This is a genomic window from Coralliovum pocilloporae (genome assembly GCF_030845175.1).
GTDB lineage: Bacteria > Pseudomonadota > Alphaproteobacteria > Rhizobiales > Cohaesibacteraceae > Coralliovum > Coralliovum pocilloporae.
The window spans coordinates 1,728,203-1,745,685 of sequence record NZ_CP132542.1; the positions used below are offsets into that span (position 1 = coordinate 1,728,203).

The 17,483-nt window shown below is 55.9% G+C and carries 11 protein-coding genes; 5 read left to right on the plus strand and 6 right to left on the minus strand.

The genetic code is table 11. The annotated features are described in order from the left end of the window. Nucleotides 1–18: 18 nt before the first annotated feature. Nucleotides 19–786, minus strand: coding sequence for a motility protein A (locus RA157_RS08025; protein ID WP_350335942.1), 768 nt, complete (start codon nucleotides 784–786; stop codon nucleotides 19–21). A 282-nt stretch (nucleotides 787–1,068) separates the two neighbouring features. On the opposite strand from RA157_RS08025, the gene RA157_RS08030 reads away from it, so the two are divergent. Further along, nucleotides 1,069–2,538, plus strand: a complete 1,470-nt coding sequence (locus RA157_RS08030; protein ID WP_350335943.1) for an outer membrane beta-barrel protein — start codon at nucleotides 1,069–1,071, stop codon at nucleotides 2,536–2,538. A gap of 66 nt (nucleotides 2,539–2,604) precedes the next feature. Here the strand turns inward: RA157_RS08030 and galU are convergent, their stop codons facing one another. After that, nucleotides 2,605–3,492 carry a UTP--glucose-1-phosphate uridylyltransferase GalU gene (galU, locus tag RA157_RS08035; RefSeq protein ID WP_350335944.1) on the minus strand — a complete coding sequence of 296 codons (888 nt, stop codon included), beginning with the start codon at nucleotides 3,490–3,492 and terminating at the stop codon, nucleotides 2,605–2,607. A 249-nt stretch (nucleotides 3,493–3,741) separates the two neighbouring features. Between galU and RA157_RS08040 the strand changes: the two genes are divergently transcribed. Further along, complete coding sequence (locus RA157_RS08040; RefSeq protein ID WP_350335945.1) at nucleotides 3,742–4,986, plus strand: lytic murein transglycosylase; 1,245 nt, start codon at nucleotides 3,742–3,744, stop codon at nucleotides 4,984–4,986. A gap of 65 nt (nucleotides 4,987–5,051) precedes the next feature. Continuing rightward, nucleotides 5,052–6,161 carry an SGNH/GDSL hydrolase family protein gene (locus tag RA157_RS08045; RefSeq protein WP_350335946.1) on the plus strand — a complete coding sequence of 370 codons (1,110 nt, stop codon included), beginning with the start codon at nucleotides 5,052–5,054 and terminating at the stop codon, nucleotides 6,159–6,161. Between the two features lie 352 nt (nucleotides 6,162–6,513). On the opposite strand, the gene RA157_RS08050 is transcribed toward RA157_RS08045, so the two are convergent. After that, nucleotides 6,514–7,944: a glutamate synthase subunit beta gene (locus RA157_RS08050; RefSeq protein WP_350335947.1), complete on the minus strand. Its 1,431-nt coding sequence runs from the start codon at nucleotides 7,942–7,944 to the stop codon at nucleotides 6,514–6,516. 12 nt (nucleotides 7,945–7,956) lie between these two features. After that, nucleotides 7,957–12,687 (minus strand): glutamate synthase large subunit, encoded by a 4,731-nt coding sequence (gene gltB, locus RA157_RS08055; protein ID WP_434058480.1) that lies wholly within the window; start codon nucleotides 12,685–12,687, stop codon nucleotides 7,957–7,959. 728 nt (nucleotides 12,688–13,415) lie between these two features. Between gltB and RA157_RS08060 the strand changes: the two genes are divergently transcribed. Beyond that, nucleotides 13,416–14,498 (plus strand): threonine aldolase family protein, encoded by a 1,083-nt coding sequence (locus RA157_RS08060; protein ID WP_350335948.1) that lies wholly within the window; start codon nucleotides 13,416–13,418, stop codon nucleotides 14,496–14,498. Between the two features lie 41 nt (nucleotides 14,499–14,539). Here RA157_RS08060 and RA157_RS08065 read toward each other — a convergent pair whose 3' ends face one another. After that, nucleotides 14,540–14,995 (minus strand): Hsp20 family protein, encoded by a 456-nt coding sequence (locus RA157_RS08065; protein WP_350335949.1) that lies wholly within the window; start codon nucleotides 14,993–14,995, stop codon nucleotides 14,540–14,542. Between the two features lie 511 nt (nucleotides 14,996–15,506). On the opposite strand from RA157_RS08065, the gene RA157_RS08070 reads away from it, so the two are divergent. Beyond that, nucleotides 15,507–16,562 carry an alpha/beta fold hydrolase gene (locus RA157_RS08070; protein WP_350335950.1) on the plus strand — a complete coding sequence of 352 codons (1,056 nt, stop codon included), beginning with the start codon at nucleotides 15,507–15,509 and terminating at the stop codon, nucleotides 16,560–16,562. A gap of 62 nt (nucleotides 16,563–16,624) precedes the next feature. Here the strand turns inward: RA157_RS08070 and hisN are convergent, their stop codons facing one another. Further along, complete coding sequence (gene hisN, locus RA157_RS08075) at nucleotides 16,625–17,425, minus strand: histidinol-phosphatase (RefSeq protein WP_350335951.1); 801 nt, start codon at nucleotides 17,423–17,425, stop codon at nucleotides 16,625–16,627. Between the last annotated feature and the right edge of the window lie 58 nt (nucleotides 17,426–17,483).

Consider the following 17,483-nt stretch of genomic DNA (forward strand, 5'->3'; position numbering starts at 1 on the left):
TAACCTCTCAAGAGCCGCTTATGCGGCTTCCTGGAATGCGGCACGCTGGGATTCCGGCAGATAGGCAATCAGCATTTCACGGATCAGTGCCGGGCTCTTGTTCTCGCGGATCTGCATGATCCCATCAATGATCAGGGTCTGGTTCAGGTCTTCCGTATCCAGTTTGGCATCCAGCTTGTCACAGATCGGAATACAGATAACGTTGGAGACAAGCGCGCCGTAAAGAGTTGTCAGAAGCGCAACAGCCATGGACGGACCAATAGCGGCCGGGTCGTCCATGTTGGCAAGCATCTGCACCAGGCCCACCAGGGTCCCGATCATGCCGAAGGCGGGCGCTGCGTCACCAAGGGCCTTGAACACGCGCTTGCCCTCTTTCAGACGCTCAATGAAGAGATCACGCTCACGTTCCATGGAATCCTTGATGAAGCTCGGCTCATAGCCATCGGCAATGTACTGGACACCTTTTGCGAGGATCGGGTCATCGACAGTAACGCCTTCAAGGCCAAGCGGGCCGCTCTTGCGGACCACATCTGCCAGCTCTGAAACCTTCTCGATAACATCCCGCGGCTCAACCTTCTTGTGCTTGAAGGCAACGCCACCGCCCGTGGCAAAAGCGCCCATCAGCCCAGCCAGCGGAAAACGGACAAGGGTTGCAGCAAGGCCACCGCCGATAACAATCAGCATGGATGGCACATCAATAAACTGGGTGATGTCACCGCCGATAAAGATAGCGGCCAGAACAACGCCGAACGCGCCTATCATTCCGATGAGTGTCGCCAGATCCATCTGATACCCCGTACTAATTCAGCATGGCCTAAACCTGGGAAGACAAACGTGCTTCCTGTAGCCTTGAGGAACAAGAATATCCGGTGATGGTGAAATGAATGCTAATTCAGAACCTAAAAAACCCGGTTGTCGAGCGAATTGGCGTTAGGGTTAACAAAGCGTAACCAACCGGTGCGCACATGGTTTGTTAACCATAAGTCTCTACGGTTTTCCGAGATTATCATCAGGCCGCTATCCGACAATGATTCCAGATGATTGCTGTCGGCTTAACTGAGTTGATTTATGATTCGGATTTCCCTTCTGGCAGGCGCATGTCTCCTTCTGGGCACAGCAACGGTATCCTGGGCACAGTCAGTGCCGGGCACTGCACCCTTGCCCGGTGATGATTTCGTTCTGCGTGGTAGCGGAGATCTGACAGATGCTGATTTGCAGGATGCGGAGATTGAAGACCGTGATCCCCTGACAGATCTCTCAGAGACCGATGTGGACGCGCTTGATGATGATGACGATGATGGCCTCAGATTGCGGAATACGGTCCTTGATGAGCAGTTGAGGCTCAGCCGTCCATCAGTGTTGAGAGCCCCGGTTGTCCGTCGCCCCGCACCAAAGGTTCGTGCTGAACCCTATGACGCGCTTGGGATCAAGTTGGGAACGTTCATCCTCAGACCATCTGTCGATATTTCCGTTGGCTATTCAGACAATGTGGAAGAGTCGGCAGGCGGAGCGGCCGGATCCGTTGTGACCATAGAGCCTGATATCGTGCTTGAATCCAACTGGAGCCGTCATTCTCTGGTCGCCACCCTGTCTGGTGAATATGAGACATTTCCGGATACGGATGAGGAAGATGATCCATCTCTGGATGCATCATTGCGTGGCCGGGTTGATGTGAGCGGCACGCTGCAGGTTGAAACAGAGCTGACTTATGCGCTGGATCGTACAGGCACCAGTGATGCGGATGTTGACTCGGACGCAGAATCCGGACCGCTTGTTCATACATTCGGGGGCGATGTTGCTGTAAGCAAACAGTTCAATCGCCTCACTTTGCGTGCAGGGGGTGGTGTCGAGCGGCAGATTTTCGGCAGCACAACTCTTTCTGATGGCTCTGACGGGTCCAACGACGATCAGAACTCCACAACGATTACCGGCAGTCTGCGTGCCACCTACGAACTCTCTCCGGCCTTCAGTCCTTTTGCCGAACTGGTCGTCGAGCGTGAGCTGTTCGATGAAAATGTGGATGACGGCGGCTTTAATCGTGATGAAACAGCTATTGTTGCGCGGGTGGGAACAGCCTATGACCTGCGGGGCACCTTGTCAGGTGAGGCATCTATCGGGTTTATTCATGCGCGCCTTGATGATGACAGCCTTGATGACATCAATGGCGTATCAGTCAACGGCTCTCTTATCTGGGAACCAACAGCCCTGACCACGATTACCGCTGATATCGGAACAAGCGTTGAATCCACCACACTGGCCGATTCATCAGGAAGCCTGGTCTACACGGCTGGCCTGTCGGTCGCTCATTCTCTCACGGAGCAATGGGGTCTTGAAGGGGAAGTGGACGTGGCACACAGCCACTTCATGGGTATTGACCGGGATGAGACCACGATCACCGGTAATGCCAGTGTGGTCTATCGCATCAACCGGGCCATGTCGGCTCTGGCGCGGTTCTCTCATGAGCGCTTTATCAGTTCTGTTGACGGAGAGGATTTCACCGCCAACAGCATTGTGTTCGGTCTGCGCCTTCAGCAATAGCAATGGCCTGCATCCTAAAATGTGTTGCGCCAAAGCGGGATCCGGTTTGGCGAACAACAACCCGCTTTAGGACGGATCAGGTGACAGGCGGGTAAGGCGCTGCAACTCGGCGCGGAAATGCGGCGCGATGTCGGGGCGCTCCAGCGCGAAGGCAACATTGGCTGCCAGAAAGCCGACCTTGGAGCCACAATCAAAGAAATGACCCGAATAGCGTACGCCAGTGAACCGTTGTGTTTGGGCAAGAGTGATCATGGCATCGGTCAGCTGGATTTCGCCACCGGCACCGGTTCCCTGATCGGAGAGAATATCGAAGATTTCAGGCTGAAGAATATAACGCCCTGAGATGATCGTATTGGACGGTGCCTGTTCCCGGGACGGTTTCTCCACCATGCCGGTGATTTCAAACAGATTACCGGTCTGTTCGCCTATCCCGACCACACCGTAACGGTGAATATGTTCTGGTTCAGCATCCTCAACAGCGATGACATTGCCGCCGAATGTCTCGTAGCCCGTCATCATCTGGGTCAGACAGCCGGGACGGCCCTGCATGATCATGTCTGGCAGAAGAACAGCGAAAGGCTCATCACCGACAAGCTCGCGGGCGCACCAGACGGCATGGCCCAGCCCGAGCGGTGTCTGCTGGCGGGTGAAGCTGGTTGATCCGGGTTTTGGCAGGTCTTCTGCAAGAATGGTCAGCTGTTCCAGCTTGCCACGCTCCCGCAATGTGGCTTCCAGCTCGGCCTGAATATCAAAATGATCTTCAATCACTGACTTGTTGCGACCGGTTACGAAGATCAGATGCTCAATGCCTGCCTCGCGCGCTTCATCAACCACATACTGGATAACGGGTCGGTCAACGACGGCCAGCATTTCCTTCGGCATGGCTTTGGTGGCAGGGAGAAAGCGGGTTCCAAGTCCGGCCACTGGAAAAACGGCCTTGCGAATCGGTTTCATCAAACATGCTCGTCATATTTATAAAGGTGATCTCTCCTAACAGGCTCCGAATGATTTCGCCACCGTGACCATAGGTGTTTCGCAGTGAAAGTGATCAAGAAGTGAAGAGAGAGATGATTTTGGTGAACAGCCGTTAACCATATGTGTCGCATTAAGAGGTAGCCTTGTTGAAACAGTACTCGGCGCTGTCGCCGGAATTCCGGCATAATTGTGCCGAATGATACAGATCCAATCTGGGAACTGAACCTCATGCCTGTTACCGCTTTCGCTTCTGATCGTGACCGCCGTCCTGTCTTTTTTGGTGTGGTCGCCTTTGTTCTGATGATGTTTGTCAGCCTTGTCCCGGCCCGTGCTGAAACCGGCTTTGATCGCTGGGTGATGGATTTCTGGCCGCGCGCCAAGGCGGCTGGCGTTTCCTGGTCGACCTATCGGGCCGCATTCAATGGCGTCTCACCCGACAAACGGGTCATAGAGCTTTATGGAAAGCAGCCGGAATTTGTGCGCCCAATCTGGGAATATCTGGATTCAGCTGTCTCAGACAGGCGCGTGAAGAATGGCCGTGATATGGCCAGTCGGTTTGACACCCAGTTGCGCACCATTGAAGCGCGCTATGGAGTGGATCGCTATGTGGTCCTTGCCATCTGGGGTGTAGAGACATCCTATGGTGCGGTACTGGATAACAGAAAGATCGTCCGGTATGTCATCCGTTCGCTTGCCACGCTGGCTTATGCCGGGCACCGCCGCCAGGCCTATTGGAAGGATGAGCTGACGGAAGCGCTGGTCATTCTTGAAAAAGGGCATATCACGCCAAACCAGATGCTTGGGTCCTGGGCGGGAGCCATGGGACATACTCAGTTCATGCCGTCCAATCACAAGCGTTATGCTGCCGATTATGATGGCGATGGCCGTCGCGATATCTGGACGAATATTCCTGACGCCCTGGCTTCAACAGCCAATTATCTGAAAAGCCATGGATGGGTTGCCGGAAAAACCTGGGGGTATGAGGTCAAGCTCCCTAAGGGGTTCGATTATCGGTATGCCGATGAAAAGACCAAGCGCAGCCTCGCAGACTGGAAGAAGCTCGGCGTTAATCGTGTCGGTGGGCGGGCCTATCCGCGCCCTGATGATCAGGCTTATCTTATCGCCCCGGCGGGTGCCCGTGGTCCTGCTTTCCTGATGTTGAAAAACTTCAAGGTCATCAAGCGCTACAATCCCTCAACTTCTTATGCGATGGCGGTCGGGCATCTCGCCGACCGGATTCGCGGTGGTGGGGCTTTTGCGGGGGCCTGGCCTCGGGACGACAGGCCGCTGTCACGGACCGAACGTCGGACCCTGCAGGAAAAATTGACCCGCCTTGGCTATGATACAGGTGGTGTTGATGGTCGCATTGGTCCGATGTCACGTGCTGCAATCAGACGTTTTCAGGCATCCCGTGGTCTGACAGCCGACGGCTATCCGAGCTTCCGGTTGTTCCGTCTGGTGACGGGGTCCTGACGCGATTGTTGATTTCCCTGAAGCCCATGAACGTGTAGTCTGCGGGCAACCATAGGGGACCAGTGATGACGTCGATCCGGGTATGTGTGATGCTTGTGGTGTTTCTGTCTGCGTTTGCGGGCGGCGTCGGCGTGTCTTTTGATGAGGTTCAGGCGCAGCAGAAGGAACGGCGGTCTCTCTTCAGCATTATCTTCGGGACCCGGAAATCCCGCAAGGTTGAGCCAAAGAAGCAGACGAAAAAGAAGGTCCGTTCCGGTCCTGTCGTGCCCAAGATCATTGAAGCAGCCAAGAATCCGGATGCCTATGGTGTTCTGGTTGTTGGAGATCTGCATGCCCGTCAGCTTGCGGATGCCCTGAAAGCGGGTTTTGCAAAAGATGCAGGGGTTCGTGTGATCCGCAAGACCCGGAATGCATCCGGATTTGCGCGCAAGTCCGTGGTTGACTGGCCCATTGCGCTGGTCGACCTTCTGGACAACAACAAGGTTGATTTCGTCATTATCATGAGTGGCATGAACGATCGCCGGTCCATTCGTGATGAGGCAGGGCGTCACAAGTTCAAGTCACCGGAATGGCAGGCTCTTTATGAGGCTGAAATTCACGCCTTTCGGGATATTCTCGAAGATCGCAAGATTCGCTATCGCTGGGTCAGTTCGCCACCGGTCTCCACCCCCGATATTTCAGCCGACATGGCCTATCTGAACGATATCTATAAAACTGCTATCCGGAACGGATCCGGCCGGTTCGTTGATATCTGGCCCTATTTCCTTGACGAGAACAGCAAGTATTCGTCCTTTGGCCCTGATCTGCAGGGACAGCGCAAGCGCCTCAGAACAAAGGACGGGATCGGGTTTTCCTGGGCGGGTGCTCAGAAAATGTCCTATTTCGTCGAGCGGCAGATCAGGCGTTCTCTGTTCGCAGCCCGCTTCCTTCAGGTCGCGCTGCCGGATGGTCTTGCACCTGAAGAACTGGCAGCCCTGCGCGGTGAGCGCAAGCTGCCTTACCATATCCAGTCTCTGAACGGCTTCCAGAGCAAGGATGGTGATGAACTGGCCGGAGGCGATGGGGGGACTGTGGATACGGCAACCCTGTCAGGTTCGGCAAAGGAGTTCTTCGTCGATGGAAAACCACCCGCACCTCGCAAGGGACGGGTGGATGATTATACCCTGCTGCAATGAGTCCTGACGCTAACGCGTGCTTCTGAAAAGTTGATAGACTTTTCGGATAAAAGCTCGCGCAGAAACAAACTCTTAGAGCACATCCACTCTATGTTGGTTCACTTGACCAGCTTTCCTTGTTTGCTGACAAGGCGAGCAGTCTGTGGTGATCTGGTTGATCATAAAGACTGCTCAACGCCGCTCAGCGGGCAAGGAAAACTGGCCTTCGGTGGGGCGATATGGCCCATCGTCGTCGTCAAAGACCTTGCACGATCCACCAGATCGCGCTGCGATCTTTTCCTAGCCGAGTGAACCATATCGCCTCCATCAAGCGATTCAACATAGAGTGGATACGCTCTAAAGCACCGCTGCTTTAACGCGGCAGGGATGTCTCACCGCTGAGAGCCAGATCAATGGCACGCGCGGCCTGCCGACCTTCGCGGATAGCCCAGACCACCAGAGACTGGCCGCGCCGGATATCACCGGCCGCATAAACACCATCCACAGTGGTCTGATAGGAAAATTCATCCGCAAGCACATTGGCGCGCTTGTCCCGATCAAGGGTATCGCCCATTTCTTCCAGAAGCCCGTCTTCTCCCGGACCTGCAAAGCCGATGGCCAGAAACACCAGATCCGCCCGCAGATAGAATTCAGTGCCGGCAATGGGCTGGCGCTTTTCGTCAACCCGGGCACATTTCACATGAGTGACATGTCCTTCCTCCCCGACAATTTCCAGGGTGGCGGCTGCGAACTCGCGTTCTGCACCCTCTGCCTGGCTGGATGAGGTCCGGAACTTGGTCGGCCAATAGGGCCAGAAGTCAAACTTGTCTTCTTTCACTGGCGGGATAGGTCGGATGTCCATCTGGGTGACGGACAGTGCGCCCTGACGGAAGGCCGTGCCGACGCAGTCGGATGCGGTATCACCACCGCCGACGACAACCACATGCTTGCTGGCGGCGAAGATGTTTTCCTGGCCTACGATGGGTTCACCACCATTGCGCTGGTTCTGCTGGGTCAGATAGGGCATGGCATAGTGCACGCCATCCAGGTCCTGACCGGGAATTTCGGGGTTACGGGGGCGCTCGGCACCACCAGCCATCAGGACAGCATCATGCTTTTCACGCAAGTCCGCCATGGTGATGTCGACGCCCACATTGGTCTTGTAGTGGAATGTGACGCCCTCGGCTTCCATCTGCAGCACCCGGCGGTCAATATGGTACTTCTCCATTTTGAAATCCGGGATGCCGTAGCGCAGCAGGCCACCGGCTTTTGCCGCGCGCTCATAGATATGCACGTCATATCCGGCGCGAGCCAGTTGCTGACCCGCAGCCATGCCAGCCGGGCCTGAGCCGATAATACCGACACTCTTGCCTTTTTTCTCGCTGGCTGGTTCCGGCTGAATCCAGCCCATGGCCCAGCCTTTGTCTGCCAGAGCCTGCTCCACGGTCTTGATAGCAACCGGAATGTCTTCCAGGTTCAACGTGCAGGCTTCCTCGCAGGGTGCCGGGCAGATGCGACCGGTGAACTCTGGGAAGTTGTTGGTGGAATGGAGATTGCGCTGTGCCTCATCCCAGTCCCCTGAATAGACCAGATCATTCCAGTCGGGGATCTGGTTGTGAACGGGACAACCCGTCGGGCCATGGCAATAGGGAACACCACAATCCATGCACCGGGACGCCTGTCGCGTGACTTCGGGCTCGGACAGCGGCAGGGTAAACTCCCTGTAGTGGCGCACGCGGTCCGCGGCAGGCTGGTATTTCTGTTCCTGACGATCGATTTCGAGAAATCCGGTGACTTTTCCCATCGGTTCTCCCCCTTATTCTGCTGCGACGCCGTGGCGGGCGCTCTGCATTTCTTCAAGCGCGCGGCGATATTCAACAGGCATGACCTTGACGAATTTGGGCCTGTATTCGTCCCAGTTATCGAGAATCTCGGCGGCCTTGACCGAGCGGGTCAGGCGCAGATGTTTCGAGATCAGCTGGCGCAGACGCTCATCGTCAAACCGGGTCATGTCGGATGAGAGATCAACCCGGCCCTTATGCTCGAGATCACCACCATGGTGATGAAGCTTCTCAAGCAGGTCGTCTTCCTCAACCACAGGCTCGATATCGACCATCGCCAGATTGCAGCGTTGCTTGAACGTGTCGTCTTCATCAAGCACGTAGGCTACACCACCTGACATGCCTGCCGCGAAGTTACGCCCGGTCTGACCGAGAACAACAACAACGCCGCCGGTCATATATTCACAGCCGTGATCTCCAACACCTTCGACAATGGCTGTGGCACCGGAATTGCGAACGGCAAAGCGTTCCCCTGCCACACCCCGGAAGTAGGCTTCTCCTTCCGTCGCTCCATACAGCAGGGTATTGCCGACAATGATGGATTCAGCGGCCACAATCGGAGACTCTCTGTCCGGGTAGACAATGATCTGCCCGCCGGAAAGGCCCTTGCCCACATAGTCGTTGGCGTCCCCTTCGAGCTCAAGGGTGATACCCTTGGCGAGAAAGGCACCAAAGCTCTGCCCCGCCGTGCCGCGCAGCTTGATGGCAATCGTGTCATCCTGCAGACCGCGCTGGCCGTAGCGTTTGGCCAGTTCGCCTGACAACATTGTCCCGGCTGAGCGATCCGTGTTCTGGATGTTGTGCTCGATCACCACCGGACGACGATTATCCAAGGCCGGTTTGGCATCTTCGATCAGCTTGCGGTCCAGGATATCATCAATCGGATGGTTCTGCCCCATTGTGTGGCGGATATCATCCGGTCCGGCCTCTGGCTTGTAGAACACATTAGTGAAATCAAGGCCCTTGGCTTTCCAGTGTTCAATCAGTGCGGACTGGTCGAGAATGTCAGACCGGCCGATAACTTCATCAAGGGATCGGAACCCGAGATCAGCGAGAAGCTGACGCAATTCTTCTGCGACAAAGAAGAAGTAGTTGATGACATGCTCCGGCGTACCCTTGAAGCGCTTGCGGAGGACCGGGTCCTGGGTCGCAATGCCGACCGGGCAGGTGTTGAGATGACATTTCCGCATCATCAGGCAACCGGCTGCAATCAGCGGAGCGGTGGCGAAGCCGAATTCATCAGCGCCGAGCAAGGCGCCAACCAGCACGTCGCGCCCGGTCTTCAGGCCACCATCCACCTGAAGGGCGATGCGGGATCTGAGGCCGTTGAGCACCAGAGTCTGATGGGTTTCCGCAAGACCCATCTCCCATGGCGAGCCCGCATGCTTGATGGAGGTCAGCGGTGAGGCACCGGTGCCACCATCATAACCGGAGACGGTGATATGATCTGCCCGACCCTTGGCAACCCCGGCTGCAACCGTACCAACGCCCACTTCCGAGACCAGCTTGACGGAAATATCAGCGGCCGGATTGACGTTCTTCAGGTCAAAGATGAGCTGGGCCAGATCCTCGATCGAATAAATATCATGATGCGGCGGTGGAGAAATCAGACCGACACCTGGTGTTGAGTGGCGTACCTTGGCAATGACCGCATCCACCTTGTGGCCTGGCAGCTGCCCGCCTTCACCCGGTTTTGCGCCCTGCGCCACCTTGATCTGGATGGCATCCGCATTGACCAGATATTCGGTGGTCACGCCGAAACGACCTGAGGCAACCTGTTTAATGGCAGAACGCTGAGGATTGGCGGTTCCGTCCGGCCAGGGTTTGTAACGCTCGGGCTCCTCGCCACCTTCGCCGGTGTTTGACTTGCCGCCGATCCGGTTCATGGCAATGGCCAGGGTGGAATGGGCTTCCCGGCTGATTGACCCAAACGACATGGCACCGGTTGAGAAGCGCTTGACGATATCGGAGGCAGGCTCCACTTCATCCAGAGGCACCGGTACCTGGCCGATATCATCGGCTGACTTGATGCCGAACAGACTGCGGATCGTGTAGAGCTCTTCAGACTGGGTGTTCACAATTTCTGCGAACTGGTCGTAGGCATCCTGTCCCTTGCCGCGGACGGCCTGCTGCAGGATGGCGATGGCATCCGGCGACCAGGCATGCGCCTCGCCGCGCATGCGCAGGCCATATTCACCGCCAATGTCGAGACTGTTGCGCAGCACAGGGCTGTCGCCGAAGGCTTCCCCGTGGCGGCGGAATGTTTCTTCCGAGATTTCCTCAAGCCCGATGCCTTCAATCGTTGTGGCGGTGCCGAAGAAGAACTCGTCAACCAGCTCGCTTGAGAGACCGACCGCATCAAAAATCTGGGCACCACAATAGGACTGATAGGTCGAAATGCCCATTTTGGACATGACCTTGAGCAACCCCTTGTCGATCGCCTTGATATAGCGCTCGACCACCTCGTCCTGAGACACCTCTTCAGGGAACAGGCCCTGCCTGTGGACATCTGCCAGACTGTCAAAGGCGAGGTAAGGATTGATGGCTTCTGCTCCATAACCTGCAAGCACAGCGAAGTGATGCACCTCACGGGCTTCACCGGTTTCAACCACCAGACCGACAGAGGTCCGAAGGCCCTTGCGGATCAGATGACGATGCACAGCGGCTGTTGCAAGAAGCGCAGGAATGGGAATGCGGTCCGCAGTCAGCAGGCGGTCGGACAGGATGATGATGTTGTATCCATCATGGACAGCCTTTTCGGCACGCTCGCACAAGGTGTCGATTGCAGCTCTCAGACCCGTCTTGCCGCGATGGGTGCCAAAGGTAATGTCCAGTGTCTTGGTGACGAACTGGTTATCGGCAAAATCACCGATCACCCGGATTTTCTCCAGATCCTCATTGGTCAGGATCGGCTGCCGCACTTCCAGCCGCTTGTGATGGGACAGCGGTTCGAGCCCGAACAGGTTCGGCCGTGGACCGATAAAAGAAACCAGGCTCATCACCAGTTCTTCGCGGATAGGATCAATCGGCGGATTGGTCACCTGTGCAAAGTTCTGCTTGAAATAGGTATAAAGCAGCTTGGACTTGTTGGAGAGTGCTGAAATGGGCGTGTCTGTGCCCATGGACCCGACGGCTTCCTGACCGGTTGTCGCCATCGGTGTCATCAGAAGCTTGATGTCTTCCTGCGTATAACCAAAGGCCTGCTGGCGGTCGAGCAGCGGTACATTGGTCCTTGGAGATGCAGAAAAGGCCGGGGGCAGGTCTTCAAGAACAAGCTGAGTGCCTTTCAGCCAGTCCTCATAAGGGTTGGCTTCTGACAGCTCTTTCTTGATTTCCTCATCAGAAATGATGCCGCCCTTTTCCAGATCAATCAGCAGCATCTTGCCAGGCTGCAGGCGCCATTTGCGGACGATGTTTTTCTCTGCAATCGGCAGAACGCCAGCCTCTGACGCCATGATGACGCAATCATCATCGGTCACGATATAGCGGGCAGGGCGCAGGCCGTTTCTGTCCAGCGTTGCGCCGATCTGGCGGCCATCGGTGAAAGCAACGGCTGCCGGGCCGTCCCACGGTTCCATGATCGCAGCGTGATAGGCATAGAATGCCCGTCGCTTTTCATCCATCAGCGGATTACCGGCCCAGGCCTCCGGGATCAGCATCATGGCAGCGTGTGCGAGGGAATACCCACCCTGAACCAGGAATTCGAGCGCATTGTCGAAACAGGCTGTATCCGACTGGCCCTCATAGGAAATCGGCCAGAGCTTGGAGATGTTGTCGCCGTAGAGCTCCGAGGAGACACTGGCCTGTCGGGCTGCCATCCAGTTGACATTGCCGCGCAGGGTGTTGATTTCGCCATTATGGGCTGTCATCCGGAAGGGATGGGCCAGCTTCCAGCTCGGGAACGTGTTGGTGGAAAAACGCTGATGCACAAGCGCCAGAGCTGATTCGAAACGCTCATCTGCCAGATCGGGGAAGTATGGCCCGAGCTGGGATGACAGGAACATGCCCTTGTAGATGATTGTCCGCGTCGACAGGGACACAATGTAGAACCCGTTGTCGCGACCCTCGGTTTCCGAGAAAATCCGGTTCGAGATGACCTTGCGCAGAATGTAAAGCGCCCGTTCAAAGTCATCCTGGCTCTGGCTTTCATCTCCCTTGCCAATAAAGACCTGACGATGGACCGGTTCCGTATCCCGTACGGTATCTGATAGAGAGGAATTGTCGGTGGGTACTGTACGCCAGCCAAGAAGGGACTGGCCCTCTTCCGCGATGACTGTTTCCACGAGCGCCTCGCAGTGGGCACGAAGCGCATCATCCTGCGGCATGAAGATATAGCCCACGCCGTAAGCGCCATCATCTGGCAGGGTTATGCCATCATCCGGGCAGACAGCAGTAAAGAACGTGTGGGGAATCTGCAGCAGCATACCTGCGCCATCACCCATCAGGGGATCTGCTCCAACCGCGCCGCGATGAGTCAGATTGCGAACAATCTCGAGGCCGTTCTGCACGATGGCATTGGACTTCCTGCCTTTCATATGGGCGATGAAGCCCACACCACAGGCGTCATGCTCATTGCGCGGATCATAGAGGCCCTGCCGTCCGGGATTGCCGGAAAAGGCAGGTTTGGCGGGTGTTGACGCTTTGGCCGTGCACAGCTCTGTGCCATTCGTTGCCATCTGGTCCACATCCATCAAATCATGTGTCATTGCCTTCTCCACATTCCTGGCCCGGTGCGGAACAGCCATGCCTTTCCACATCGAAACCAATCGGGTTCGTCATATTCAATCCGGCTTCCAGATCCCTCGGAACAGTATAGTGTCGTGATGACGACTATATTTTGTCAAATATCGACGTCGTAAAACGCAAATACGATCAAGGGCTTAGGCCGGATTTTGTGTTGTTTTCAGCCTAAATTGGACAGTATTACTGTCCTAATTTGATGCGCAACATGCCAGAAACACGACTGGTCTGCAAGCTGCACAAAGGGGCTAGGTCGAAATTTTCTGTCGTATTTTTGTCTAAAGCCGACTTTTTGGAAGGAAAATATGACGTCGGCGTAATAGAATTGCGATTGGCGGTTGAGACTGCTGATACGGGAATCGGCGAAAACTGTCTCCGGGTCACTGCAAGAATGATGCAGACCCTAAATCTGCTCATAAAAGCGTGAAAGGCAGTGATAAAAAACTGAGCCAAGTTTATTTCAGCTTTGGGCTGTTTTTCGCCAAGGTGTTCCTGGTGGCTCGCCACGCGGAATGGATTCAGAGATATCCACGCCCCCAAGGATGTCATTTCTCCGTTTCTAAGCGGCGGCGGGTCACTGCCCCCCCTTTATATCGTTGTTCACAATGCATCAGAGTCGGCAACAGAGTGGATGACTTTAGGAGAATACGCTCCTAATCTACCGGTCTGATTTCACTCATTGAGGGGCGCGGGGATGTATTTTGCGAGTGATAACTGGACCGGAGCATCTGATCCGGTAGCAGCAGCTGTGGCCGGAATTGACCGGTCGGTACCGGCAGCAGCCTATGGCACGGATGACCTGACAGCCGAAGCAATAGCAGCGCTGGGTGCCCGGTTCGAGACGGATATCGAATGCGCCTTTGTGGCAACGGGTACGGCAGCCAATATTCTGTCAGCCGCAGTTATGGCACGACCCGGTGGTTTGTATCTGACGCATCGTGGTGCCCATGTGGCCGTTGATGAACTGGGTGGCGCAGAGGCTCTTGCCCCGGGATTCCGCACCTATCGCCTGGATGGGCCGAACGGCAAGATTACCGAGCAGGCCTTGCGCCATGCGCTGGATGAATTGCCGGATGGCAACCGGTTTGGCCGCCCGGTTGCGCTCAGTCTCACCCAGGCAACAGAGTTGGGCACGGTCTATTCTGTTGAAGAAGTCAGCACGCTTGCAGCGATTGCCCATGAGGCAGGAATGCTGGTACATATGGATGGAGCGCGTTTTGCCAATGCCGTCGCAGCTCAGGGCTGCTCGCCTGCGGAACTGACCTGGCGGGCCGGTGTTGATCTCATGTCATTCGGTGCGACCAAAAATGGGTGTTGGTGTGCGGAGGCCATGATCAGTTTCAGGCCAGACCTGTTCAGGGACTTGCAGATCTTCCGAATCAGGACCGGCCAGGTTCTGTCAAAGAGCCGTTTTGTTGCTACTCAGCTTCTGGCCTATCTCAAGGATGATCATTGGCTGGATCTTGCGGGACATGCGAACAGCATGGCGGCACGTCTGGCGGATGGATTGGCCGAGAGCAATCTGGTGTCTCTTGACTGGCGACCGGATGGCAACGAAGTTTTCGTTACCATGTCTGATGAGCTGGTCGCGTCATTGACCGAGCGGGGGGCTGTTTTTCACACATGGCCTGTCGGTGATCTGATGCCGGATGAAAAGCCGGCCAGAGGCTTTTCCCTGGCCCGGTTCGTGACCAGCTTTGCCACCACGAATGAGGACGTGGACGGCCTTCTGTCCCTTATTGCCGAGAGCGAAACAAGCATGCAAAAGGCCGGGTAAATCCCGGCCTTCCGTTCTGATGTCGATAGATTGCAGGGCTGTCAGGCTTCGATCTGAGGCGTGCCCTTGCCCTGTTGAGATGCAATCGGGATAGAGCGTGGCTTCAGGGCTTCGGGCACTTCGCGGACAAGATCCAGGTGCAGAAGCCCGTTCTCCATGCTGGCAGCTCTGACCTCCACATGATCGGCAAGCTGGAAGCGCCGTTCAAAGGCGCGCGACGCGATACCCCGGTGGAGATAGGTCCGGCCTTCACCGTCTTCATCCGCCTTGCTGCCTTTGATGGTCAACGTGTTCTGATGGGATTCAATACCCAGATCATCTGAACTGAAACCGGCCACTGCCATGGTGATCCGGTACGAAGCCTCGCCGGTCCGTTCAATATTATAGGGTGGATAGCTCTGGGCCGTATCCTTGTCGGCGATCTGGTCCATCATGGAAAAGAGGCGATCGAAGCCGACGGTTGAACGGTAAAGCGGGCTGAAATCAAAATGACGCATTGCATGGTCCTCCATTGAGCGACAGTGCTGTTGGTGTCCCGCCATCTGGCCGGGACGGATAGGTGAGGCCCCTGAATGGGCGCCTCAACGTCAATGTGGGGGGCAGTGCCATGATTTCAAGAGGAGATGAAAGCCATCTGAAATCGTTACTGGAGGGAACCGGGCTTGATAGCGACCCGAACATGAACAGAAGCTGAAAGCACCCTTCCGTTTCGGTTCAGATTGGCAGGTATAGAGTACAGACAAATGACGTTAGTCAATTCCATTGCCCATAGAATTGTAGCCCTGCGTCATTTGAGAGTTCCGGGTGCCGTCCCGCCCCCCTCCGGCAGCCCGGTTCATGACCGGTGAACAGAGAAGCTGTTCACCGGTCAGTCTTTTCAGGGCCAGAACTCTTTGCTCAAACCCCGTCTAATTGGCCGGATAAAACCGCGTTCTGGTCAAGGTGTGCCCTTCATATTATAACGATTATCACCTGACCCCTGCTGCAATCGCTGAGAGACTTCCCTGTATGACGCTTATTGAAACGGACACCAATCCGATCCCGGAGGGCGTGACAAGCGGCTTCGTCGAGACAACGGACGGTTATTCCATACGGTATGCCCGCTGGCCCGCACGCGGCACTGGAGCCAGGGGAACTGTCTGTCTGATGCAGGGGCGGGCGGAATTCATTGAGAAATATTTCGAGACAGTCGAGAGTTTTCGGGATCGCGGATATGCGGTCATCACCTTTGACTGGCGCGGTCAGGGTGGTTCTCAGCGCATTCTGAAAAATCCGCGCAAAGGGTATGTGGACGACATTTCCGACTATCATCGTGACCTTGATGCGGTGATGCAGAATGTCATTCTGCCGGATTGCCCGCCGCCCCTCTATGCTGTTGCGCATTCAACCGGCGGGCTGGCTTTGCTGACTGTGCTCAGAAAGCGGCCAAACTGGTTCGAAAGAGTGATTCTCTCTGCCCCTCTGCTTCAGGTCTACAGCCGGCCATTCCGTCCCTGGATTTCCACTCCCTTGCGTTTTCTCAACCCGCTTGTGGCGCCATTCCGGGCTCTGGCAAAAGCTGTGACATCCCCTGCGACAATGGCGCGGGTTGCAGCTTTTCTGACCTATTTCGGGTTCGGGGAGTTCTATGTTCCCGGCGGCAGTGGGCGCGGCATGGAAGAAGGCGCCTTTGACGGCAGGATCTTGACGTCTGATACGGAACGCCTTCAGCGGATGATCGATGTGTTGCGCAAGGACAGGTCTCTGGGTCTCGGGTCGCCGACCATTGCCTGGCTTTATGCCGTGCTGAGGGCCATGCGTCTGCCGCCAGATCCGGATTTTCACATCCCGATTCACGTGCCCATACTGATGATCGGAGCCGGCCGGGATCGGGTCGTCTCCGCACGGGCCATCGAACGACTTGCTGTTGTCATGCGATCGGCCAGTTATGTGGAGATCCCCGGATCCGCCCATGAAATCATGATGGAGCGTGATCTCTATCGGGAGCAGTTCTTCGCCTTGTTCGATGCCTTTGTCACCAATGCCGAGACTGGCTTTGATGAAGGCAAAACAATCGGGTTTTAAAGCACCAGATCTTTAACCTGAATCGGCGACGGTGCTTTAAGAGTTTGTTTCTACAGCGTGCTTCAGTCTTCAGCCAGCGTGAGCAAGGGGAGTACTGCTGCATGAAGAGCAGGATCTCCTGCCGCTACAATGCGCCCACCGTTTTCCGGAGCATCCCCGGTCCATGTGGTGACAATGCCGCCAGCCCCTTCGATGATTGGAATAAGAGCTGCAATGTCATAGGCCTTGAGGTCAGCCTCAATGACCAGATCCACATGTCCTGATGCCAGCATGGCATAGGCATAGCAGTCGGTGCCGAACCGTGTCATGCGTGCTTGCTGCGCAACCGCCTCGAAGGTAGCCTTCTCGGCAGGGGTGAACATATCGGTTGACGTGCAGAAGAGGGCGGCCTGATCCAGAGACGAGCAGGATCGGGTTGAAAGCTGCCGCGCCCCATCCGGTCCTTTATACCAGGCTGATGACCGGTCACCGAAAAACCGTTCGCCGGTAAAGCCCTGGCTCATCATGCCTGATGCAGCCCGTCCATTCTCATAGCGTCCGATCAATGTCCCCCAGACCGGAACACCGCTGATGAAGGCTCTTGTTCCGTCAATCGGGTCCAGCACCCACTGGGTTGCAGCATCTGTATTGCTGCGGCCGAATTCCTCACCGATGATGCCATGGTCGGGATGGATATCCTGGATCAGCGCCCGCATGGCCTGCTCGGCTGCCCGGTCCGCTTCTGTCACAGGGTCAAAACCACCGCTGTCCTTGTTGTCGATGGCCAGCACCTGGCGAAAGCTGGGCCTGATTGCATCCCAGGCTGTATCGGCAAGCTGGTGGAAAAGGGCAAAACTGTCTTGGGAGACCGGATCGGCAGCCATGGTGTTTCGACTTCTGTCTGGAAGAAAAGATGTGGTGCCTGCAACGCATAGCATTCAC